Here is a 22,633-nt window from a genome sequence, read left to right on the forward strand (position 1 = left end):
GTGCGGCACGCCGTCGCGCACTGCGGCGGCGCATCGTGTGCCCATGCGTATACCCGCCCGTCCGCAGCCGCCGGACTGTCGCTCTCGCGCCATCTTTCCTCGGTTACAATCGCCGGATGCGAATCCTACTCAGCAACGACGACGGCTATCTCGCCCCCGGTCTCGCCGCGCTCAGCGAAGCGCTGCAGCCGCTGGCCGAGCTTACGGTGATCGCGCCCGAGCAGAACTGCAGCGGCGCGTCGAATTCCCTCACGTTGTCGCGGCCGCTGTCGGTGCAGCGCGCAGCGGGTACGGGTTTCTTCTACGTGAACGGCACGCCGACCGATTCGGTGCACGTCGCGCTGACAGGAATGGCCGACGCGAGGCCGGACATCGTCGTGTCCGGCATCAACAACGGCCAGAACATGGGCGAAGACACGCTCTATTCGGGGACAGTTGCAGCCGCCACCGAAGGCATCATGTTCGGTGTGCCGGCCATCGCGTTCTCGCTGGTGGACAAGGGCTGGGCCCATCTGGCCGACGCCGCGCGCGTCGCCGCGGAAATCGTCGCGCACTACCTCGCGCATCCGCTGCCGGGCAACCCGCTGCTGAACGTCAATATTCCGAACCTGCCGTACGACCAGCTGAAGGGCTGGCAGGTCACACGCCTCGGCAAGCGTCATCCGTCGCAGCCGGTGATTCGACAGACCGACCCGCGCGGCGAGCCGATCTACTGGATCGGCGCCGCGGGCGCCGCGCTGGACGCCAGCGATGGCACCGATTTCCACGCCGTTGCAAACGGTTTCGTGTCGATCACGCCGCTGCAGCTCGATCTTACGCATACGCAGATGCTCCCCGCGACGCGCGAATGGGCGCGCGCCGGAGGGCGGGCTTCATGAGCGGCGAGCGCGCGAAGCGGTTCCCGCTCGCGCTCGAAGATCTCAAGCGAGCGCCACGCAAGTCCGAAGGTCGGCCCGGCGAACGTCAGGCGGCGGGTGCGGTGCCGAAGGCCGCCGACAAACCCGCAGCCGTGCTGAAACCGGTTGCGGTGAAGCCGGCCGCCGTGCGGGCGCCGCTGCCGGGTATCGCCGCCGCGAAGCCGGCGACCGCGCCGAAGCCGACCGCGCTGAAACCCGCGCTGCCGAAGCCGGCTGCGCCGAGCATCGCGCCGGCCGGCGCGTTCGCCCTCACGTCGGAACGTGTGCGCGAGCGGATGGTCGAACGCCTGCGCGCGAACGGTGTGACCGATGCACGCGTGCTGGACGCGATGGCCGCGGTGCCGCGCCACCTGTTCGTGGATCCGGGGCTCGCGACGCAGGCCTACGAGGATTCGGCATTGCCGATCGGCCACCAGCAGACCATTTCAAAGCCGTCGGTCGTCGCGCGCATGATCGAGCTCGCGATGGCCGGCCGCACCCTCGAGCGCGTGCTCGAGATCGGCACGGGTTGCGGCTATCAGGCCGCCGTGCTGAGCCACGTGGCACGCGACGTGTATTCGATTGAACGCATCAAGCCGCTTTACGAGCGCGCCAAGCTGAACCTGCGGCCGCTGCGCGTGCCGAACATCCGTCTGCACTACGGCGACGGGCGTGTCGGCCTCCCGTCCGCGGCCCCGTTCGACGCGATCGTGATCGCGGCGGCGGGGCTCGACGTGCCGCAGGCGCTGCTCGAGCAGCTCGCGATCGGCGGGCGGCTCGTCGCGCCGGTCGGCGCGCAGAGCGGGCAGCACCAGGTGCTCACGCTCGTCGAGCGCGTCGCGCACGCGCAATGGCGAGAGTCCCGGCTTGATCGCGTTTTCTTTGTCCCTTTAAAATCCGGAGTGATTTGAAACCGATGAGTATGTTGCGCGCGATGCAAAACAACCGATCCAGGGAACCGCTCACGTTCGCCCAGCGCGCGATCTGTGTGGCTGCGTTCTCCACGCTACTGGCCGCCTGTGCGACGCGGCTCGACAACGCGCCCGTCGTCGACCGCTCCGGGTCGCTCGGCACGACCGCCGCCGCGCAGCCCGCGGCGCCGCTTCCGCCAGCACCGCCGGGTTACTACCGGGTGAAGCCGGGCGACACGCTATACCGGATCGCACTCGAGAACGGACAGAACTATCGCGACATCGCGGCGTGGAACAATCTGGCGAACCCGAACCAGATCGAAGTCGACCAGCTGCTGCGCGTGTCGCCGCAGGCCGGCACCGCGGTCGCGGGCACGCCGGCCGCCGCGCCGATCGTCGGTGGTGCGGTCGCGACGGCGCCGCTGAGCAGCGGTCCCGCAACGCCGGCTGCCGGCACGTCGTCCGCGCTCGCCGCGACGCCGCCGGCCGCGGCAACCGGATCGAGCGATACGGCGGCGGCGCCGAGCGGCCCCGTGACGTTCGCGTGGCCCGCGCGCGGCCCCGTGCTGAACGGGTTCGACGATGCGAAAAACAAGGGTGTCAATATCGGCGGGACGGCCGGCGAGGCCGTGAAGGCGGCGGCGGACGGCCGCGTCGTGTACTCCGGCAATGGTCTGCGTGGTTACGGCAACCTCATTATCATCAAACACGATGCAACTTACCTCACGGCGTATGCACACAATCGCGCTTTGATGGTAAAAGAGGGGGACGCGGTAACGAAGGGGCAGAAGATCGCCGAGATGGGTAACAGCGATGCCGACCGCGTGATGCTGCATTTCGAGGTTCGCCGGCAGGGTAAGCCTGTCGATCCGCTGAAGTATTTGCCGCCTCAATAACCGAGACGACCATGCCGAAATCGAAGCGCCACGAGCCGCAAGCCGAGTCTGAGAAGATCAGTCGTGCCACGCAAGCATCGGTGGGGCGAGTGGGCGCTTCGACGGACGACGAAGAGGATGTCGCGGAAAACGAACGTGATCTCGAGGCACGCGACGCCGACGCGGACGGTGGCGACGACGAGCGCGAAGGCCGCCAGGAAGCCGCGCCCGACGTCGACGATTTCCGCACGCTGCTGCAGGCCGAGCTCACGGCCGACACGATCCAGCACTACCTGAACCGCATCAGCGTGAAGCCGCTGCTGACCGTCGAGGAAGAGCAGCGCTATTCGCGTCTCGCGAAGGCCGGCGAATTCGAGGCGCGGCAGGTGATGATCGAGCGCAATCTGCGGCTCGTCGTCAGTATCGCGAAGGGCTATCTGAACCGCGGCGTGCCGCTGCTCGACCTGATCGAGGAAGGCAACCTCGGCCTGATGCATGCGATCGAGAAATTCGACCCGACGCGCGGTTTCCGTTTCTCGACCTACGCGACGTGGTGGATCCGCCAGAGCATCGAGCGGGCAATCATGAACCAGGCCCGCACGGTGCGCCTGCCGGTGCACGTGATCCGCGAACTGAACCAGGTGCTGCGCGCGAAGCGCCACCTCGAAAAGAATTCGATGTCGACGGGCGAGGCGGCCGAACGCCGCGAAGCCAGCATCGACGACATCGCCTATCTCACCGGCAAGACCGCCGAGGAAGTCACCGATATCCTCGCGCTCAACGAGCACACGGCGTCACTCGATGCGCCGCTCGACCTCGATCCCGCGAGCAGCCTGCTCGACTTGCTGCCCGACGACCAGAGCCAGTCGCCCGACGCCGAGGTGCAGCACCGCGAGCTCGAAACGCTGACGCGCGCGTGGCTGTCGCGGCTGTCCGACAAGCACCGGCACGTGATCGAGCGCCGCTTCGGCCTGAACCACATCGAACCGGCGACGCTCGAGGAGCTCGCCGACGAGATGGGGCTCACGCGCGAGCGCGTGCGGCAGATCCAGCAGGAAGCGCTGGTGCGCCTCAAGCGGTTCTTCGCCTCCAACGGCGTGCGCAAGGACGCCGTTCTGTAACCGATGACCCCGATTCTTGTTTTTGACATCGAGACGATTCCCGATGTCGACGGCATTCGCCGTCTGGAAGACCTGCCCGCGACGCTCGACGATGCCGCGGTGGCCGAACACGCGTTCGCCGCACGTCGCGAGAAGACCGGCAGCGATTTCCTGCCGCACCATCTGCAGCGGATCGCGGCGATTTCGTGCGTGTTTCGCGACAACAACGGTTTTCGCGTGCGCTCGCTCGGCACGCCGCAGGACAATGAAGCGACGCTGATCCAGTCGTTCTACCGCGTGATCGAGAAATACACACCGCAACTCGTGTCGTGGAACGGTGGCGGTTTCGATCTGCCGGTGCTCCATTATCGCGCGCTCGTGCACGGCATTCCCGCCACCCGCTATTGGGATCTCGGCGAGGACGACCGTGAATTCAAGTGGAACAACTACATCTCGCGCTATCACTCGCGGCATACCGATCTGATGGATGTGCTTGCGATGTATCAGGCGCGGGCAAACGCGCCGCTCGATGCGCTCGCGAAGCTGTGCGGCTTCCCGGGCAAGCTCGGAATGGACGGCAGTCAGGTGTGGCCGGCATTTCGGGACGGGCGGATCGAGGAAATCCGCAACTATTGCGAAACCGACGTCGTCAACACCTACCTGCTGTATTGCCGGTTCCAGTTGATGCGCGGCGGCCTGACGCCGAGCGAATATGCGGATGAGATCCTGCTCGTGAAGAACGCGCTTGCGCTGGAACCGGCCCCGCACTGGGTCGAATACCTCGCCGGCTTCGACGCGTAGCACGGGCGGGCCGCACCGTCGCCGGTGCGATCAGCCGAGTTCGAGCAGCACCGGCTGGTGATCGGACGCGCGTACGTCGCCGTCGATCTCGCAGCCGATGACGCGCGGCAACAGTGTGTCGGTCACGAACACGAAATCGCACGCGAGTGGCCCGTCCGACCATTGCACCGTATCGTAGATGCCGGCCGTCGGCGGCGGTGTATGGCCGGGGTGCCGCGCGATCCACGCATCGACGAAACTGGGTGCGTCGGCAATCGGCTCCACGAAGCGCCGGTACGCGTCGCTGTCGAATGCGCTGTTGAAATCGCCGCAGACGATCGCATCGCGCGGCTGTCCGGTCGCGCTGAACGGCCCCTCGGGCGTTTCGGCGGGAGCGGGTTGATCCGCGTGCGCGCAGGCCTCGCGATGCCGGTCGCGTAGCGCGTCGACCTGCGCAAGCCGCTGGCGCGCCGAGTAATACTCCAGATGCGTGGTGATCACGCGCAACGGCCCGAAGGGCGCCTGCAATTCGATATCGAGCGCGACGCGCGGCATCGACGGCGTGCCAGCGTCGGCCGGCCACGGCAGTAATTGGCGCAGCACACGGCCGACCGGCAGCCGCGTCGCGATCGCGTTGCCGAACTGGCGGCGCGGTGCGTCCGGCCGGATGGGCGGCAGGTCGGCGCCGATGGCGTCGACGATCGTATAGCCGGGCAGCAGCGCCGCGAGTTCGGCGAACTGGTCGGGGCCGGGCCGGCCGGGCAGTGCATCGAAGCCGCGTGTGAGCTCCTGCAGGCAGAGCACGTCGAAATCGCCGAGCCGGCGGATGGCCGCCACGGTGCGAGGAAGATCGACGCCGCCGTCCGCGTCCCGACCCCATTGGATGTTCCAGTCGATCAATCGCATGGTCGAGTCTCCGTGGTCTGGTGCTGCGAGCAGAACCCGTGCCGCGGTGGGGCCTGCGTATCGCACGCGGTCTCCCTGCGGGCAATAGGGGGCGGGGTCGTCACTCGCCCACGTGCGACGCAGCGCGACCTGCGCATCGGCATCGGCGCTTGCGCGACGAAAGCGCGCGACGGAGGCCTTCGTCGTCTACAATCTCGCCTTCTTCAACGTTTGTCAGGAAAAGCTGGTGTCCGAAGCCGTCCCCACTTCTGCGCGAAAATCGAAAAACGCGCCCGTCGCGCCCGGGCCTGCCCCGGTTCTCGAGATCGAATCGCTCGACATGGAAGCGCGCGGTGTCGGCCGCACGATGACCGAGGACGGCGAGTCGGGCAAGGTGATCTTCGTCGAAGGCGCGCTGCCGGGCGAACGCGTGACCTATTCGAGCTATCGCCGCAAGCCGAGCTACGAGCAGGCGACGGTTGTCGACATTCTGCGCCCGAGCGTGATGCGCACCCAGCCGAAGTGCACATTCTTCGGCACCTGTGGCGGCTGCTCGATGCAGCATCTCGACATGCGTGCACAGGTGGCGGTCAAGCAACGCGTGCTCGAAGACAACCTGTGGCACCTGGCGAAGCTGCGCGCGGAAACGATGTTCGCGCCGATCCACGGCCCGTCGTGGGGCTATCGCTACCGGGCGCGCCTGACCGTGCGCAACGTCGCGAAGAAGGGCGGCGTGCTGGTCGGATTCCACGAGAAGAAGAGCAGCTATGTGGCCGACATGACGAGCTGCGAAGTGCTGCCGCCGCACGTGTCGGCGATGCTCGTGCCGCTGCGCCGGCTCGTCGAGGGGCTGTCGATTCGCGACCGGATGCCGCAGATCGAACTCGCGGTCGGCTCGACCGTCACGGCGCTCGTGCTGCGCGTGCTGGAGCCGATCAACGCGGACGACGAAGTGCTGCTGCGCGCGTTCGCCGACGAGCACAAGGTGCAGTTCTGGCTGCAGCCGAAGGGGCCGGACACGGTGACGCCGTTCTATCCGCTCGACGTGTCGCTCGACTACACGCTGCCGGAATTCGGTATCCGCATGCCGTTCAAGCCGACCGATTTCACGCAGGTCAATCACCAGATCAACCGCGTGCTGGTGGGGCGTGCGCTGCGTCTGCTCGCGCCGTCGCGCGACGATCGCGTGCTCGACCTGTTCTGCGGGATCGGCAACTTCACGCTGCCGCTCGCGCGGCTGTCGCGCGAAGTGATGGGCATCGAGGGCAGCGACACGCTGACCACGCGTGCGCTGGCGAACGCCCGCGAAAACGGTGTCGACGGCCACACGACGTTCGCGTGCCGGAACCTGTTCGAAGTGACGGGCGACGATCTGCGCGCGCTCGGCGCATTCGACAAGTTCCTGATCGACCCGCCGCGCGAAGGCGCGCTCGCGGTGTCGAAGGCGTTGGCCGAGATCGCGCAGAGCGGCGAAGGCCCGTTGCCGAAGCGCATCGTCTACGTGTCGTGCAACCCGTCGACGCTCGCGCGCGATGCGGGCCTGCTCGTGCACGAGGCCGGCTACCGGCTGAAGGGCGCCGGGGTCGTGAACATGTTCCCGAATACGTCGCACGTCGAATCGATCGCGCTGTTCGAGCGCGACTGAGCCGGGCGGCAGACGTAAAAAAACCGGCCCGCGGGCCGGTTTTTCATGGTGCGTGCCGAACGTCAGTTGCGGTTGCCGCCGAAGATGCCGAGCAGCGCGAGCAGGTTCGTGAACACGTTGTACAGGTCGAGGTAGATCGCGAGCGTGGCCGAGATGTAGTTCGTCTCGCCGCCATTCACGACGCGCTGGACGTCGAACAGCATGTAGGCCGAGAAGATCGCGATCGCGAGCACCGACACGGTGAGCATCAGCGCCGGCAGTTGCAGGAAGATGTTCGCGACCGACGCGAGCAGGATCACGATCACGCCCATGAACAGCCACTTGCCGAGCCCCGAGAAGTCGCGCTTGCTGACGGTGGCGATCGTCGCCATCGTGGCGAAGATGATGCCGGTGCCGCCGAACGCGAGCATGATCAGCGACGGGCCGTTCGAGAAGCCGAGGATGAAGCTCAGCAGCCGTGACAGCATCAGGCCCATGAAGAACGTAAAGCCGAGCAGCACGAACACGCCGGCCGCGCTGTTTTTCGTCCGCTCGATCGCGAACATGAAGCCGAACGCGATCGCGAAGAACGCGAGCAGGCTCATCATCGGGCTCGTGGCCGCGAACAGCGAGAAGCCCGTCGCGACGCCGACCCAGGCGCCCAGCACGGTCGGCACCATCGACAGCGCGAGCAGCCAGTACGTGTTCCGCAGCACGCGGTTGCGAACCTCGGCGGTGCTGACGGAACCGCCGCGGCCGAAATTGTACGGATAGTCGTTCATGGTTTCTCCTAACATTGAACGCGTGGGCGTCCGGGACCGGTTCGGCGCGCGCGATGTGCGGCGCAGCAAACCGGGGCAGCTATGGCTAAGATACGTTCCGTGCCGAGAGGTTTCAATGGCCCGGCGGCACAAAACATATGGATTCTGAACCTTTCATTCGTGTAAGGGTTCAATCGCAATGATACACGGGATCGTGCTACAATAGCGGATTCATTTGAACCTGTAACTTCTTAATTTTTTGGAGTTTTTATGGCAATCGAGCGCACCCTGTCGATCATCAAGCCGGATGCGGTGGCAAAGAACGTGATCGGCCAGATCTACAGCCGTTTCGAAGGCGCCGGCCTGAAGATCGTCGCATCGCGCATGGCACATCTGTCGCGTGCTGACGCAGAGAAGTTCTATGCAGTTCACGCAGCGCGTCCGTTCTTCAAGGATCTCGTCGATTTCATGATCTCGGGCCCGGTGATGATCCAGGTTCTGGAAGGTGAAGGCGCGATCCTGAAGAACCGCGACCTGATGGGCGCGACGGATCCGAAGAAGGCGGAAAAGGGCACGATCCGCGCCGACTTCGCCGACAGCATCGACGCGAACGCCGTGCACGGCTCGGACGCTGCGGAAACGGCAGCGGTCGAAATCGCGTTCTTCTTCCCGGAAATGAACGTTTACTCGCGTTAAGCCCTGGCTGACAGCAAGTAGGCAGGATTCAGCGCACGCGGCAAGGCAGCACATCATGACGAGCGAAACTTCCGTCAATCTTCTCGACTTCGACGCCGAGGGTCTTGTCGCGTACTGCGGCAGCCTGGGCGAGAAGCCGTTCCGCGCCAAGCAGTTGCAGCGCTGGATCCACCAGTACAACGCCGGCGATTTCGACGGCATGACCGATCTCGCGAAGTCCCTGAGAGAAAAGCTCAAGGGCCGCGCGTCGATCGTGATGCCGGACATCGCCAGCGATCACGTTTCCACCGACGGCACACGCAAGTGGCTGATCGACGTCGGAAACGGCAATGCGGTCGAAACCGTGTTCATCCCGGAAGAGACGCGCGGCACGCTGTGCGTGTCGTCGCAGGCCGGGTGCGCGGTGAACTGCCGCTTCTGTTCGACGGGCAAGCAGGGCTTCTCCCGCAACCTGTCGACAGCCGAAATCATCGGCCAGCTCCGGATGGCCGAATTTGCACTGCGAGCGTCGCTGGGCCGCGCGCCCGGCCCGAACGGCAAGGCCGAACGGGTCGTCACCAACGTGGTGATGATGGGCATGGGCGAGCCGCTCCTGAATTACAGCGCGGTCGTCCCCGCGATGCGGCTGATGCTCGATGACAACGCGTACGGCCTGTCGCGCCGTCGCGTCACGCTGTCGACGTCCGGCGTGGTGCCGATGATGGACCGCCTCGGCGCCGAGCTGCCGGTCGCGCTGGCCGTTTCGCTGCATGCGCCGAACGATGCGCTGCGCGACGAGCTGGTGCCGCTCAACAAGAAGTATCCGCTTCGCGAGCTGATGGCTGCGTGCCAGCGTTATCTGAAGGTCGCGCCGCGCGACTTCATCACTTTTGAATACTGCATGCTTGACGGCGTCAACGACACCGAAGCGCATGCGCGCGAACTGCTGGCCGTCACGCGTGACGTGCCGTGCAAGTTCAACCTGATCCCGTTCAATCCGTTTCCAGAATCGGGCCTCATCCGCTCGAAGCCGGAGCAGATCAAGCGCTTCGCGCAAGTCCTCATCGACGCGGGTGTCGTCACGACCGTGCGCAAGACGCGCGGCGACGACATCGACGCCGCGTGCGGGCAGTTGGCCGGCGCGGTGAAGGATCGCACGCGCCTCGCGGAACGAACGGGCGCAGCAGGAAAAATCATCGAAGTTCGGGCAGTTTGACGGGGGCACCTGGCCGGGGTGCCCGAACCCTTTGGCGGTGCAACACGCGAATAGCGATCGGTCGCGGCGCCTCGGCGCCGCGCATGGTATGAACCGTTGCGGGTGCCGGCCGGCAGGAGTCGGCGGCAGCCGCCAGTGAAGAAGAATCGACGCGAGGACAAGGATGAGTGAGCCGCAGCCGTCTAACGGCGCAGAGACGAATGCCGCGAAGCCGGCACCGGCCGGACTGGAATCGCTGGCGGCGGTCGGTAGCCGGCTGGCGCAGCTTCGGGAGACGAAGGGCTGGTCGGTCGACGACGTATCGGCGCGACTCAAGGTCGCACCGCAAAAGCTCCGGGCGCTCGAGTCTGGCGACATCAGTCATTTGCCCGGCGTGACGTTCGCGCTTGGTGTGGTGCGTAGCTACGCGAAGATGCTCGGCGTCGATCCGGAGCCGTTCGCGCAGGCGCTGCGCCGCGAGCGCGGGGTGCCGGAAGTCGATCTGTCGATGCCTGCGTCGTCGGGGACGGATCTGCCGCGCGGTCGCGTGTCGATTCCGCTGGGCGGCTCGTCGCGCCACCATCCTTGGCTGTGGGGAACGGGGATCGTCATCGTTGCGGTGGTCGCTGTACTGATGTGGCACACTGGCGGCGATTCGTCGAGCCTGCTCGCACGCTTCAAGGGCGGCGATGCCGAGCATGCGTCGGCTGCGAGTGCGCCGGCGGCATCGTCGTCTGCTGAAGAAGCGGCCACGAACGCCGCGTCGGGAGCGGTTATGAATGAGGTTCCGGCCCCGGCTGTCCCGGCGCAGGCGATCGCGTCGGCTGTTCCGGCGTCTGCGGCCCCGGTCGCGACGGCGGCTGCGTCGCAGCCCGTGGCGGCAACGGCGGCGGCCAGCGCGGCCGCGCCGGCCCAGCCGGCGAGCGTCGTGGTGGCGGCAGGCCAGTCGATGGTCGAACTGAAGGTCAAGCAGGATTGCTGGTTCAGCGTGCGCGACAAGAACGGCAAGGAGCTGTTCTCGGCGCTGGTGCGTGCCGGCGAAACGAAGCAGGTTGCCGGTGACGGGCCGTTCAAGGTCACGATCGGCAACAAGGCCGGTCTCGACGCGGTTGCGTTCGACGGAAAACCGGTCGATCCGGCAAAATATTCGGCAGCGCGGGGTAACGTGGCGCGGTTCACGTTGCCCTGACGTCAAGCGCCGTGGCGAAGGCCTGTCGTCGATCTCGGCAGGCCGTGAGGGTACGGCGCTTTTTCAATTCATGCGCCGCGTCGCGGCGCATTCCGCGTAAATGGATCTATCGATGCAATCCGAAGCTCAATCCCCACGCAGCAGTCAGATTTGTTCAACCGAGCCGGTGTTCGGCGGGCATCAGCCGCGCCGCGTATCGCATGCGGTGGATGTCCGCTGGGGCGGGCAACTCGTGACGATCGGCGGCGACGCGCCGGTGCGCGTGCAGTCGATGACGAATACCGACACCGCCGATGCGATCGGCACGGCGATCCAGATCAAGGAACTCGCGAATGCGGGCTCCGAGCTGGTGCGTATCACGGTCAACACGCCCGAAGCCGCGGCCGCCGTGCCGGCGATTCGCGAGCAGCTCGACCGGATGGGCGTGACCGTGCCGCTCGTCGGCGATTTCCACTACAACGGCCACCTGCTGCTGCGCGACTATCCGGGCTGCGCCGAGTCGCTGTCGAAGTACCGGATCAACCCCGGTAACGTCGGTCAGGGTGCGAAGCGCGACACGCAGTTCGCGCAGATGATCGAGGCTGCGGCGAAGTACGACAAGCCGGTACGGATCGGCGTGAACTGGGGCAGCCTCGACCAGGACCTGCTCGCACGCATGATGGACGAGAATGGCGCGCGCGCGCAGCCGTGGGACGCGCAGAGCGTGATGTACGAGGCGCTGATTCAGTCGGCGATCGGCTCGGCCGAACGCGCGGTCGAGCTCGGCCTTGGCCGTGACCGCATCGTGTTGTCGTGCAAGGTCAGCGGCGTGCAGGACCTGATCGCCGTGTACCGCGAACTCGGCCGCCGCTGCGGCTTCGCGCTGCACCTCGGGCTGACCGAGGCCGGCATGGGTTCGAAGGGCATCGTCGCGTCGACGGCCGCGCTCGGCGTGTTGCTGCAGGAAGGGATCGGCGACACGATCCGCATCTCGCTGACGCCGGAGCCGGGCGCGTCGCGCACCGGCGAGGTGATCGTCGGCCAGGAAATCCTGCAGACGATGGGCCTGCGCTCGTTCGCGCCGATGGTGATCGCGTGCCCGGGCTGCGGCCGTACGACGAGCACGCTGTTCCAGGAACTCGCGATGCAGATCCAGACCTACCTGCGCGAGCAGATGCCGGTCTGGCGCAAGGAATATCCGGGCGTCGAGAAGATGAACGTCGCGGTGATGGGCTGCATCGTCAATGGCCCGGGCGAATCGAAGCACGCGAACATCGGCATCAGCCTGCCGGGTTCGGGCGAGAACCCGGCAGCACCTGTCTTCATCGACGGCGAGAAGGTCAAGACGCTGCGCGGCGAGCGGATCGCCGAGGAATTCCAGCAGATCGTCAGCGACTACGTCGCACGCAATTACGGCCGCACCGAGGCCCTGAACTAATTCGTCCACACACACGAACGATGACTGAACAGAAACGCAAGATCGAGAAGCTCACCGGCGTCAAAGGCATGAACGACATCCTTCCGCAGGATGCCGGCCTGTGGGAATTCTTCGAAGCTACCGTGAAATCGCTGCTGCGCGCGTACGGCTACCAGAACATCCGCACGCCGATCGTCGAACATACGCAGCTTTTCACGCGCGGCATCGGCGAAGTCACGGACATCGTCGAGAAGGAGATGTACAGCTTCACCGATGCGCTGAACGGCGAGAACCTGACGATGCGCCCGGAAAACACCGCGGCCGTCGTGCGTGCGTCGATCGAGCACAACATGCTGTACGACGGCCCGAAGCGTCTGTGGTACATCGGCCCGATGTTCCGTCACGAGCGTCCGCAGCGCGGCCGCTATCGCCAGTTCCACCAGGTCGGCGTCGAGGCGCTCGGTTTCGCGGGTCCCGATGCGGATGCCGAGATCATCATGATGTGCCAGCGCCTGTGGGACGACCTCGGCCTGACCGGCATCAAGCTCGAGATCAACTCGCTCGGCCTCGCCGAAGAGCGCGCCGCGCACCGCGTCGAACTGATCAAGTACCTCGAGCAGTTCGCCGACGTGCTCGATGAGGACGCGAAGCGTCGCCTGTATACGAACCCGCTGCGCGTGCTCGACACGAAGAACCCGGCGCTGCAGGACATCGCGCAGAACGCGCCGAAGCTGATCGACTTCCTCGGCGACGAATCGCGCGCGCATTTCGAAGGGCTGCAGCGCCTGCTGCTCGCGAACAACATTCCGTTCAAGATCAACCCGCGTCTCGTGCGTGGTCTCGATTACTACAACCTGACCGTGTTCGAGTGGGTGACCGACAAGCTCGGCGCGCAGGGCACGGTCGCGGCCGGCGGCCGCTACGATCCGCTGATCGAGCAGCTCGGCGGCAAGCCGACCGCCGCGTGCGGCTGGGCGATGGGCATCGAGCGCATCCTCGAGCTGCTGAAGGAGGAGGATCTCGCGCCCGAGCAGGAAGGTGTCGACGTGTACGTCGTGCACCAGGGCGAGACCGCGCGCGAACAGGCGTTCATCGCGGCCGAGCGCCTGCGCGACACGGGCCTCGACGTGATCTTCCACTGCAGCGCCGACGGCGCGCCGGCGAGCTTCAAGTCGCAGATGAAGCGGGCCGATGCAAGCGGCGCCGCGTTCGCGGTGATCTTCGGCGAAGAAGAGGTCGCGAACGGCACGGTGGGCGTGAAAGCGTTGCGCGGCGCGGGTGCGGAAGGGGAAAAGAACGTTCAGCAGACCGTACCGGTCGAAAGCTTGACCGAATTCCTAATCAATGCGATGGTTGCATCCGCCGAAGACGGCGACGACTGATCGCGCTGGCATCCGCTCGACAAGAAAAGCCTGAACAGGAAGAAGGAATCGCTCGCCGATGAGTTATCACGACGAACAAGAATCGATTGAAAGTCTCAAGGCGTGGTGGGCCCGCTGGGGCAACCTCACCACGTGGATCGTGCTCGCGGCGCTCGTCGTCGCGGCCGGTTTCAACGGCTGGAACTACTGGCAGCGCCGTCAGGCCGCCGAGGCGTCCGGGCTGTACGAGCAGGTCCAGAAGGCTGCCGCCGCGAACGACAAGGCGACGATGGCCCGCGCGGCTGCCGACATGGAAGACAAGTTCGGCAGCACGCCGTATGCGCAGATGACGGCGCTCGCGGCCGCGAAGACGCTGTATGCGGCCGGCGACGCGGCAGGCGCGAAGGCGCAGCTGCAATGGGCCGTCGATCACGCCAAGGACGACGAGTACAAGCAGATCGCGAAGCTGCGTCTCGCGTCGCTGCTGCTCGACGAGAAGGCGTACGATGCGGGCCTCGCGCTGCTGTCGGGTACGCCGGTCGATGCATTCAAGGGCCTCGTGGCCGATCGTCGCGGCGATCTGCTTGCCGCGCAAGGCAAGACCGACGACGCGCGCACGGCTTACAAGCTCGCGCTCGACGGCCTGTCGAAGGACGACCAGTCCGCGCGCCAGCTCGTGCAGTTCAAGCTGGACGCGCTCGGCGGCTGAATTCCGGTCCCCTCAACCTCTTAACTCTGCTTCGCTAACCGATGAATTTGCTGAAACGTTACGCTGTGCCCGTTGCCTGCGCGGCGGCTGTCCTCGCTTTGACGGCTTGCTCGTCGTCGAAGGACGCGCGCCGCGTGCCGACGCCGCTCACCGAGTTCAAGCCCGTCATGGACGTGCAACAGGTCTGGAAGGCGAGCGTCGGCAAGGGCGGACGCTACCTGTTCTCGCCGGTGGCCGTGGGCGACGCGGTGTATGCGGCGGGCGAAAACGGTGCGGTCGAGAAGATTGACGCGAAGACGGGCCAGACGCTGTGGCGCTCGAAGGTCGGTTCGGATCTGTCGGCCGGTGTCGGCAGCGACGGCAACCTGACCGCGGTCGGTGCGTTGAAGGGCGGCGTGTTCGTGCTGGGCCCGGACGGCAAGCAACTCTGGAAGACCAGCGTGCAGGGCGAGATCTTCTCGCCGCCGCTCGTCGGCAACGGTCTCGTGATCGTCCGTACGATCGACGGCCAGGTGATCGCGTTCAACGCGCAGACGGGCGAGCAGAAGTGGAACTACCGCAACCGTGCGGTGCCGCTGAACCTGCGCGTGTCGGCGGGCATGACGTTCGCGGGCGACGCGGCCGTGCTCGCGGGTTTCCCGGGCGGCGGTCTGGTCGCGATCAACTTGCAGACGGGCGAGCCGTTCTGGCAAACCCCGGTGTCGTTTCCGAAGGGCGTGACCGAGGTCGAGCGCATCAACGACGTCAGCGGCCCGCCGACCCTCGTGGGCGCGGAAGCCTGCGCGGTGACGTTCCAGGGGCAGCTCGGCTGCTTCGATGCAAACTCGGGCCGGCCGCTGTGGGAAAAGCCGTTCTCGAGCCGCAGCGGCCTTGCGCAGGACGATTCGGTGGTCGCCGGCGGCGACGACTGGTCGGTCGTCACCGCGTACGATGCGGCCACGGGCAACCAGCTCTGGCGCAACGACAAGCTGAAGAGCCGTGACGTCGGCGTGCCGTACCTGCTCGGGCATGCGGTCGTGATGGGCGATTACAAGGGCTTTGTGCATTTCCTGTCGCGCGAGGACGGCAGCTTCATCGCGCGGATGAAGACCGACGGCAGCGCGATCACGGCGGCGCCGGTCCTCGCGGGCAATACGCTCGTCGTGCAGACGAAGGACGGTGGCCTGTACGGGTTCCGTCCGCGCTGACGCGCAGCAAACAGGTGCGGCCGTGGCGCGGCGGGCAGGTCCCGGGCGCCGCGGCCGCGCCACTTGAAGGCGGCCGGCGTTCCCGGCCGCTCGGTATTTGAAAGGCAGTTCGAGACGAAAGACGACGGCGCGCAACGCGTGCCGGGCGCGCGCATCCGGCGCGGCGCGAATTCGTGATATTTTCATTCAGCGCAGCCGCCCGCAGCAGCGGGCCTCCCGCTGCTGCGCTTCACCGTAGAAAACACAGATGAAACCGGTCATTGCCCTCGTTGGGCGCCCCAATGTGGGGAAATCCACGCTGTTCAACCGGCTCACGCGCTCGCGCGATGCGCTGGTCGCCGACTTGCCCGGCCTGACGCGCGATCGCCATTACGGCGAAGGGCGCGTCGGCGAACGGCCTTACCTGGTCGTCGATACGGGCGGCTTCGAACCCGTCGCGAAGGACGGCATCCTGCACGAAATGGCGCGCCAGACGCGGCAGGCCGTCGAGGAAGCCGACGTCGTCGTGTTCATCGTCGACGGCCGTAACGGGCTCGCGCCGCAGGACAAGTCGATCGCCGACTACCTGCGCAAGACCGGCCGGCCGATCTTCCTGGTGGTCAACAAGGCCGAGGGGATGAAGTACACGGCGGTCGCGACGGACTTCTACGAGCTCGGGCTCGGGGATCCGCGCGCGATCTCGGCCGCGCACGGCGACGGCGTGACCGACATGATCAACGAGGCCCTGGAAGTCGCGTATGCGGGCCAGCCCGAGGAAGCGGACGAGGACGATCCGTCGCGCGGCATCAAGATCGCGATCGTCGGCCGGCCGAACGTCGGCAAGTCGACGCTCGTCAACGCGCTGATCGGCGAGGACCGCGTGATCGCGTTCGACATGCCGGGTACGACGCGTGATTCGATCTACGTCGACTTCGAACGTAACGGCAAGAAATACACGCTGATCGACACGGCCGGCCTGCGCCGCCGCGGCAAGGTGTTCGAGGCGATCGAGAAGTTCTCGGTCGTGAAGACGCTGCAGTCGATCTCCGACGCGAACGTCGTCATTCTTCTGCTGGATGCGCAGCAGGACATTTCCGACCAGGACGCGCACATTGCCGGCTTCGTCGTCGAGCAGGGCCGCGCGCTCGTGATCGGCGTCAACAAATGGGACGGCCTGGACGACCACGCGCGCGACCGCGCGAAAGCGGATTTGACCCGCAAGCTGAAATTCCTCGACTTCGCGAAATCGCACTTCATTTCGGCCGCGAAGAAGACGGGCATCGGCGCGCTGATGCGCTCGGTCGACGACGCGTACGCGGCGGCGATGGCAAAGCTGCCGACGCCGAAGCTCACCCGCGCGCTGATCGAGGCGGTCGAGTTCCAGCAGCCGCGCCGTCGCGGCCCGGTGCGTCCGAAGCTGCGCTACGCCCATCAGGGCGGCCAGAATCCGCCGATCATCGTGATCCACGGCAACGCGCTCGACGCAGTGACGGAAACGTACAAGCGTTACCTCGAAAACCGATTCCGCGAAACTTTCTCGCTGACCGGGACTCCATTGCGCATAGAGTTCCGTTCGTCGAACAACCCGTACGCGGACAAGGGCTGAAGCACGCCCCGCAAGGCATCGGCCCCATGGCCAGTGGCCGGGCGGGGCAGGCAAAATCAGCTATAGTGTAGCGATTGGCGCCGGATCTCTTTTTCTTCGTCGCCAATCCAGATCAACCTGCAAAAAAAGATGGAGTACGCCATGAGCAACAAAGGGCAATTGTTACAAGACCCGTTTTTGAACGCACTGCGCAAAGAGCACGTTCCCGTTTCGATCTACCTCGTCAACGGCATCAAGCTTCAAGGGAACATTGAATCGTTCGACCAGTACGTCGTGTTGCTCCGTAATACGGTGACCCAGATGGTTTACAAGCACGCCATCTCGACGGTCGTGCCGGCGCGCCCGGTGAATTTCCACCCGGACGCGGAAGCCTCGTCCTAACTTATCGCAGCGGCCGGCATCCGGTCGCCGCGAGCGACCGATGCCAGCCGCCTTATCTTGACACCCGATAATTTGATCAACGCAGCGCTCGTCGGCATCGATTTCGGCAAGACCGATTTCGAAGCCAGTCTCGAAGAACTCAGTCTTCTCGCCTCCAGTGCGGGGGCCCGTCCCGCCGTCACCCTCACCGGTCGTCGCGCCAGTCCCGATGCCAAGATGTTCATCGGCAGCGGCAAAGCCGAAGAATTGCGGCTTGCCTGCGACGCGCACAACGTCGAAATCGTCATCTTCAACCACGCGTTGGCGCCCGCCCAGCAACGCAATCTGGAGCAGGCACTTAACAGGCGCGTGGTCGATCGCACGAGCCTCATCCTCGACATTTTCGCGCAGCGTGCCCGTAGCCACGAAGGCAAGCTGCAGGTGGAGCTCGCGCAGCTTCAATACCTGTCGACCCGGCTCATTCGCGCGTGGACCCACCTCGAGCGGCAAAAGGGCGGTATCGGCCTGCGCGGTCCCGGCGAAACCCAGCTCGAAACCGACCGCCGGCTGATCGGCGAACGCATCAAGATGCTGAAGTCGCGGCTCGACCGGCTGCGCCGGCAGCACAGCACGCAGCGCCGGCAGCGCGCGCGCAGCGGCACGATGTCGGTGTCGCTCGTCGGCTATACGAACGCGGGCAAGTCGACGCTGTTCAATGCGCTGACGAAAGCGCAGGCGTACGCGGCCGACCAGTTGTTCGCGACGCTCGATACGACGTCGCGGCGCGTGTATCTCGGCGACGAGGTCGGTCAGATCGTCGTGTCCGATACGGTCGGGTTCATCCGCGAGCTGCCTCACCAGCTCGTCGCGGCGTTCCGCGCGACCCTCGAGGAAACGATCCACGCGGATCTGCTGCTGCACGTGGTCGATGCGTCGAGCGCGGTCAGGCTCGAACAGATCGAGCAGGTCAACGGCGTGCTGCACGAGATTGGCGCGGACACGATCCGGCAGGTGCTGGTGTTCAACAAGATCGACGCCGTGCCCGAGCTGGCCGCCCGCGGCGACGCGGTCGAGCGGGACGAGTATGGTAATATTTCGCGCGTCTTTTTGAGCGCGCGCACCGGTCAGGGTCTCGATACGTTGCGTGCCGCCATCGCCGAAATCGCCTCTGCGGAACACCTTTCCAGCGCGACGTTACCCGACGCGCTCGATGGCACGTCCGCTGAACCACACGAAGACCACACGATTTCCGAACACGGGCGCTAACCGGTCCCGGCCGGTTCGCCGGCGTCCAATCTGGTGAACAAACTCTGGTGAACGAATACAACGAGCGGAGTACCTGGCGGCGGATGCGCGCCTTGCTGTCGATCAACGATCCCCGCTGGGGACGCGGCGAAGGCAATGGCAAGGACGGATCCCGTCCGCGCGCGAACGAATCGAAGCGTCCGCCAGGCGGAGACGGCGACGGTCCGCCCGATCTCGACGAGATGTGGCGCAACTTCAACCGGCGCCTGAGCGGCCTGTTCGGCGGCAAGGGCGGCAACGGCTTCCGTCCCGACAACGGCCGGGCCGCACGGGTCGGCGTCGGCATCGTGATCGGCGTGCTGGTCGCGGTGTATGCGGGCAGCGGCCTGTTCGTCGTGCAGGAAGGCCAGACGGGCGTCGTGCTGCAGCTCGGCAAGCTGTCCGGCACGGTCGGCCAGGGCGTGCATTGGCGCCCGCCGTATCCGTTCGCGTCGCACGAGATCGTCGATACGTCGCAGGTGCGCTCGATCGAGATCGGCCGCAATAACGTCGTGCGCCTTGCAAACGTGAAGGAAGCCGCGATGCTGACGCGCGATGCCGACATCGTCGACGTGCGCTTCATCGTCCAGTACCGGATTCGTTCCGCCACCGATTACCTGTTCCGCAGCGTCGATCCCGAACGCAGCGTGTCGCAGGCCGCGCAGGCCGCGGTGCGCGCGATCGTCGGCACGCGTAGCGCGGCCGACATGCTGAACCAGGATCGCGATGCGCTGCGCGAGCAGCTTTCCACCGCGATCCAGCGCGACCTCGACCGCTACCAGTCGGGGCTCGAGGTGACGGCCGTCACGATGCAGAGCGTCGCGGCGCCCGAGCAGACCCAGGCCGCGTACGCCGAAGTCGCGAAGGCGCGGGACGAGCGCGAGGCCGCGAAGCGCGCCGCGCAGGCGTATGCGAGCGACCTGCTGCCGAAGGCGCAGGGCGATGCGGCGAAGCTCATCGACGAAGCGAAGGCGTATGCCGATCGCGTGGTCACCGAAGCCGAAGGCGACGCGGACCGCTTCAAGCAGGTCTACGCGCAGTACTCGAAGGCGCCGGCGGTCATCCGCGAGCGGATGTACCTCGAGACGATGCAGGAAATCTATTCGAACGCGACGAAGGTGTTTGTCGGCAACAAGGGCGGCAACAGCGTCGTGTATCTGCCGCTCGACAAGCTCGTCGAGCAGGGGCGGCAAAACGCCGCGGCATCGACCGGCGCGTCCGCACCCGATGCGGTGTCGGCACCGGCCGCAACGGCGCCGTCGGCAGCCGCTGCCGCGCCGGCAAGCGCCGCACCGGCCGCCACCGCGTCGGGTGTCGACGTGCTGCGATCGCGCGACGCGTTTCGCAGCCGGTCGCGTGAAGACGATACGAAGTAACGGGGAGCGCAGAACATGAACCGAATCATTGCGCTCGTCGTCGCAATCGTGATCGTTGCCTTCGCGGCATCGTCGACGGTCCTGACCGTCGATCCGCGCCATGCGGCCGTGCTGTCGGGCCGCGACGGTACGCAGCCGGAGCTCGCGGGTCCCGGCGTCCACTTCAAGCTGCCGCCGCCGCTGCAGACGGCCACGTTGATCGACACGCGCCTGCAGTCGCTCGAGTCGGCCGATCCGCTGCAACTGGCAACCGAAGACAAGCATGACCTGCTCGTCGCGTATGCGGTGAAGTACCGGATCAGCGATCCGATGAAATATTTCACGGCGACGGGCGGCGATCCGGCCGCGGCGGTCGAACGGCTGTCGGGCGCGCTGAAGAGCGCGCTCGGCGACGCATTCGGCAAGCGCGCGCTCGACGATGCCCTCGGCGGTCAGCGCGCGATCGCCGATGCGGTGCGCGATGCGGCGAAGGCGCAAGCGTCCGGTTTCGGCGTCGACGTGGTCGACGTCCAGCTGACGCGAGTCGACCTGCCGGCCGCGCAGACGGACGCCGTCTATCAACGGATGATCGGCGCGTTGCGCGACCAGGCGGCCCAGGTGCGCGCGCAAGGCGCGGCCGACGTCGAGCAGATCAAGGCCGACGCCGAACGCGAGCAGCAGGCCGTGCTCGCGAACGCATACAAGTCCGCGCAGACGATCAAGGGCGAGGGCGACGCGAAGGCCGCGACGATCGCCGCCGATGCGTTCGGCCGCGATCCGCAGTTCTATCAGTTCTACGCGAGCCTGCAGGCCTACCGGAATACGTTCAAGCGCAACGACATCATCGTCGTCGATCCCGACAGCGAGTTCTTCCGCTTCATGCGCAGCCCGACGGGCGGTGCCGCACCGGCGGCGCCCGCTGCTCCCCGCAAACACTGACCTTGGGGCGCCGCGTCATGCGGCGCCGTCGCTCGCATGGACCTGGCTGGCTCGTTGTTGCTCGCAGTAGCGCTGATGCTGATTATCGAGGGCGCATTTCCGTTCGTGTTTCCGTCCGCATGGCGCGACACGTTTCGTAGAATAGCGGAGCGGCCGCCGCATCATATCCGGATCGGCGGGTTGATCGTGATGGTGCTCGGGCTCGCGCTGCTGTTGCTCGCGACCTGAGCGGCGCCCCGATCCGAACGGCGCATCTGCCGTTCGCTCCGCCCGATTTCGAAGTTCCGATTCAACTCGCGGCGCGTGACGCGCGCCGTTTCCCGTCGTAGGACCGTACCGATGTCGACCTGGTTACTTCCCGAGAATATCGCCGACGTGCTGCCGTCGGAAGCGCGCAAGATCGAGGAGCTGCGCCGCAGGCTGCTCGACCGCTTCCGTTCGTACGGCTACGAAATGGTGATGCCGCCGCTGCTCGAGTATCTCGAATCGCTGCTGACGAGCGGCGGCGCCGATCTGCGCCTGCGCACCTTCAAGCTGGTCGACCAGTTGTCGGGGCGCACGCTCGGCCTGCGCGCGGACATCACGCCGCAGGTCGCGCGGATCGACGCGCACCTGTTGAACCGTCAGGGCGTGACGCGCCTCTGCTACGCGGGCCATGTGATGCATACGCGTCCGCGCGGCCTGCACGCGACGCGCGAGCAGATCCAGATCGGCGCCGAAATCTATGGCCACGCCGGGCTCGAAGCCGATCTGGAGATCCAGCAACTGATGCTCGACGCGCTGCATCTGGCGGGCCTGTCGCGCATCCGTCTCGATCTCGGTCACGCGGGCGTGCTCGCGGCGCTGCTCGCGCGCGACGCGCAGGCCGCCGAGCGCGGCGAGTCGCTGTACGACGCGCTGTCGGGCAAGGACGTGCCGCTGCTGAACGAACTCACCGACGATCTCGGCGCCGATACGCGTGCCGCGCTGCGCGCGCTGCCGAACCTGTACGGCGACGCGAGCGTGCTCGCCGAGGCGCGCACGCGCCTGCCGGTGCTGCCGGAAATCACGCGGGCGCTCGACGATCTCGCGCAGCTTGCGTCGCAGGCGAAGGGCGTCGAAGTCGCGATCGATCTCGCCGACCTGCGCGGCTACGCGTATCACAGCGGCGCGATGTTCAGCGCCTACATCGACGGCGTGCCGAACGCGATCGCGCGCGGCGGTCGTTACGACCACGTGGGGCAGGCCTATGGCCGCTCCCGTCCGGCAACGGGCTTCTCGCTCGATCTGCGCGAGCTCGCACGGATTTCGCCGGTCGAGGCACGCGGCACCGCGATCCTCGCGCCGTGGGCGCAGGACGACGCGCTGGGCGCGGCGGTCGCGGCGCTGCGCGATGCGGGCGAGGTGGTGATCCAGGCGCTGCCGGGCCACGACCACGTGCTCGACGAATTCGCATGCGATCGTTCGCTCGTCGATCGCAACGGGGCATGGGTGGTCGAACCCCGATAAAGAGACGTTCGCGGGCCGTGCTTCGGCGTGCATATCGTTGAAGCGAAACGGAAAAATTCGGAATCGCCCGCGAACATA

The 22,633-nt window shown here is 66.2% G+C and carries 22 protein-coding genes; 20 read left to right on the forward strand and 2 right to left on the reverse strand.

Annotated features, from left to right (window positions below; genetic code table 11):
* Positions 1-116: 116 nt before the first annotated feature.
* The 5 genes from surE to HWX07_RS20310 are packed head-to-tail and all read left to right on the forward strand — an operon-like array spanning position 117 to position 4,583.
* A complete protein-coding gene (gene surE, locus HWX07_RS20290) occupies positions 117-878 on the forward strand; it encodes a 5'/3'-nucleotidase SurE (protein ID WP_175877447.1) in 762 nt (253 codons plus the stop codon).
* Positions 875-1,807, forward strand: coding sequence for a protein-L-isoaspartate(D-aspartate) O-methyltransferase (locus HWX07_RS20295; protein WP_074802819.1), 933 nt, complete (start codon positions 875-877; stop codon positions 1,805-1,807). Before surE ends, HWX07_RS20295 begins: the two co-directional genes overlap by 4 nt.
* 5 nt (positions 1,808-1,812) lie before the next feature.
* Positions 1,813-2,703, forward strand: a complete 891-nt coding sequence (locus HWX07_RS20300; protein ID WP_012328631.1) for a peptidoglycan DD-metalloendopeptidase family protein — start codon at positions 1,813-1,815, stop codon at positions 2,701-2,703.
* 11 nt (positions 2,704-2,714) lie between these two features.
* The gene (rpoS, locus tag HWX07_RS20305) at positions 2,715-3,803 is read left to right on the forward strand and encodes an RNA polymerase sigma factor RpoS (protein ID WP_011694300.1); all 1,089 of its coding nucleotides are present in this window, start codon (positions 2,715-2,717) and stop codon (positions 3,801-3,803) included.
* A 3-nt stretch (positions 3,804-3,806) separates the two neighbouring features.
* Positions 3,807-4,583 (forward strand): 3'-5' exonuclease, encoded by a 777-nt coding sequence (locus HWX07_RS20310; protein WP_012328630.1) that lies wholly within the window; start codon positions 3,807-3,809, stop codon positions 4,581-4,583.
* Positions 4,584-4,613: 30 nt separating this feature from the next.
* On the opposite strand, the gene HWX07_RS20315 is transcribed toward HWX07_RS20310, so the two are convergent.
* The gene (locus tag HWX07_RS20315) at positions 4,614-5,468 is read right to left on the reverse strand and encodes an endonuclease/exonuclease/phosphatase family protein (protein ID WP_175877448.1); all 855 of its coding nucleotides are present in this window, start codon (positions 5,466-5,468) and stop codon (positions 4,614-4,616) included.
* A 223-nt stretch (positions 5,469-5,691) separates the two neighbouring features.
* On the opposite strand from HWX07_RS20315, the gene rlmD reads away from it, so the two are divergent.
* Positions 5,692-7,092: a 23S rRNA (uracil(1939)-C(5))-methyltransferase RlmD gene (gene rlmD / locus HWX07_RS20320; RefSeq protein ID WP_282959851.1), complete on the forward strand. Its 1,401-nt coding sequence runs from the start codon at positions 5,692-5,694 to the stop codon at positions 7,090-7,092.
* A gap of 62 nt (positions 7,093-7,154) precedes the next feature.
* On the opposite strand, the gene HWX07_RS20325 is transcribed toward rlmD, so the two are convergent.
* Positions 7,155-7,853 (reverse strand): Bax inhibitor-1/YccA family protein, encoded by a 699-nt coding sequence (locus HWX07_RS20325; protein ID WP_006484459.1) that lies wholly within the window; start codon positions 7,851-7,853, stop codon positions 7,155-7,157.
* A gap of 249 nt (positions 7,854-8,102) precedes the next feature.
* Between HWX07_RS20325 and ndk the strand changes: the two genes are divergently transcribed.
* From ndk to HWX07_RS20395, 14 genes are all read left to right on the forward strand, one after another.
* A complete protein-coding gene (gene ndk / locus HWX07_RS20330; protein ID WP_006478674.1) occupies positions 8,103-8,528 on the forward strand; it encodes a nucleoside-diphosphate kinase in 426 nt (141 codons plus the stop codon).
* Positions 8,529-8,583: 55 nt separating this feature from the next.
* Positions 8,584-9,723 (forward strand): 23S rRNA (adenine(2503)-C(2))-methyltransferase RlmN, encoded by a 1,140-nt coding sequence (rlmN, locus tag HWX07_RS20335; RefSeq protein ID WP_011549686.1) that lies wholly within the window; start codon positions 8,584-8,586, stop codon positions 9,721-9,723.
* A 163-nt stretch (positions 9,724-9,886) separates the two neighbouring features.
* Entirely contained in the window at positions 9,887-10,891 is a 1,005-nt protein-coding gene (locus tag HWX07_RS20340) for a helix-turn-helix domain-containing protein (RefSeq protein WP_012328627.1), read from the forward strand.
* 112 nt (positions 10,892-11,003) lie between these two features.
* Entirely contained in the window at positions 11,004-12,308 is a 1,305-nt protein-coding gene (gene ispG / locus HWX07_RS20345; RefSeq protein ID WP_006483314.1) for a flavodoxin-dependent (E)-4-hydroxy-3-methylbut-2-enyl-diphosphate synthase, read from the forward strand.
* Positions 12,309-12,328: 20 nt separating this feature from the next.
* A complete protein-coding gene (hisS, locus tag HWX07_RS20350; protein ID WP_006483311.1) occupies positions 12,329-13,669 on the forward strand; it encodes a histidine--tRNA ligase in 1,341 nt (446 codons plus the stop codon).
* Positions 13,670-13,727: 58 nt separating this feature from the next.
* On the forward strand, positions 13,728-14,357 hold the full coding sequence (locus HWX07_RS20355; protein WP_175877450.1) for a tetratricopeptide repeat protein: 630 nt from the start codon (positions 13,728-13,730) through the stop codon (positions 14,355-14,357).
* 41 nt (positions 14,358-14,398) lie between these two features.
* Positions 14,399-15,544 carry an outer membrane protein assembly factor BamB gene (bamB, locus tag HWX07_RS20360; RefSeq protein WP_006478679.1) on the forward strand — a complete coding sequence of 382 codons (1,146 nt, stop codon included), beginning with the start codon at positions 14,399-14,401 and terminating at the stop codon, positions 15,542-15,544.
* A 247-nt stretch (positions 15,545-15,791) separates the two neighbouring features.
* Positions 15,792-17,129, forward strand: a complete 1,338-nt coding sequence (gene der / locus HWX07_RS20365) for a ribosome biogenesis GTPase Der (RefSeq protein ID WP_011549692.1) — start codon at positions 15,792-15,794, stop codon at positions 17,127-17,129.
* Between the two features lie 141 nt (positions 17,130-17,270).
* Positions 17,271-17,510 carry an RNA chaperone Hfq gene (gene hfq, locus HWX07_RS20370; protein WP_006399927.1) on the forward strand — a complete coding sequence of 80 codons (240 nt, stop codon included), beginning with the start codon at positions 17,271-17,273 and terminating at the stop codon, positions 17,508-17,510.
* A 72-nt stretch (positions 17,511-17,582) separates the two neighbouring features.
* Positions 17,583-18,755 (forward strand): GTPase HflX, encoded by a 1,173-nt coding sequence (hflX, locus tag HWX07_RS20375; RefSeq protein WP_006483315.1) that lies wholly within the window; start codon positions 17,583-17,585, stop codon positions 18,753-18,755.
* A 47-nt stretch (positions 18,756-18,802) separates the two neighbouring features.
* On the forward strand, positions 18,803-20,149 hold the full coding sequence (hflK, locus tag HWX07_RS20380; RefSeq protein WP_175877451.1) for an FtsH protease activity modulator HflK: 1,347 nt from the start codon (positions 18,803-18,805) through the stop codon (positions 20,147-20,149).
* 15 nt (positions 20,150-20,164) lie between these two features.
* A complete protein-coding gene (gene hflC, locus HWX07_RS20385) occupies positions 20,165-21,067 on the forward strand; it encodes a protease modulator HflC (RefSeq protein ID WP_012328624.1) in 903 nt (300 codons plus the stop codon).
* 36 nt (positions 21,068-21,103) lie between these two features.
* Positions 21,104-21,295: a DUF2065 domain-containing protein gene (locus HWX07_RS20390; protein ID WP_175877452.1), complete on the forward strand. Its 192-nt coding sequence runs from the start codon at positions 21,104-21,106 to the stop codon at positions 21,293-21,295.
* Positions 21,296-21,406: 111 nt separating this feature from the next.
* A complete protein-coding gene (locus HWX07_RS20395) occupies positions 21,407-22,555 on the forward strand; it encodes an ATP phosphoribosyltransferase regulatory subunit (protein WP_175877453.1) in 1,149 nt (382 codons plus the stop codon).
* Positions 22,556-22,633: the final 78 nt, after the last annotated feature.

This window comes from Burkholderia sp. BCC0097 (genome assembly GCF_902832985.1).
GTDB lineage: Bacteria > Pseudomonadota > Gammaproteobacteria > Burkholderiales > Burkholderiaceae > Burkholderia > Burkholderia orbicola.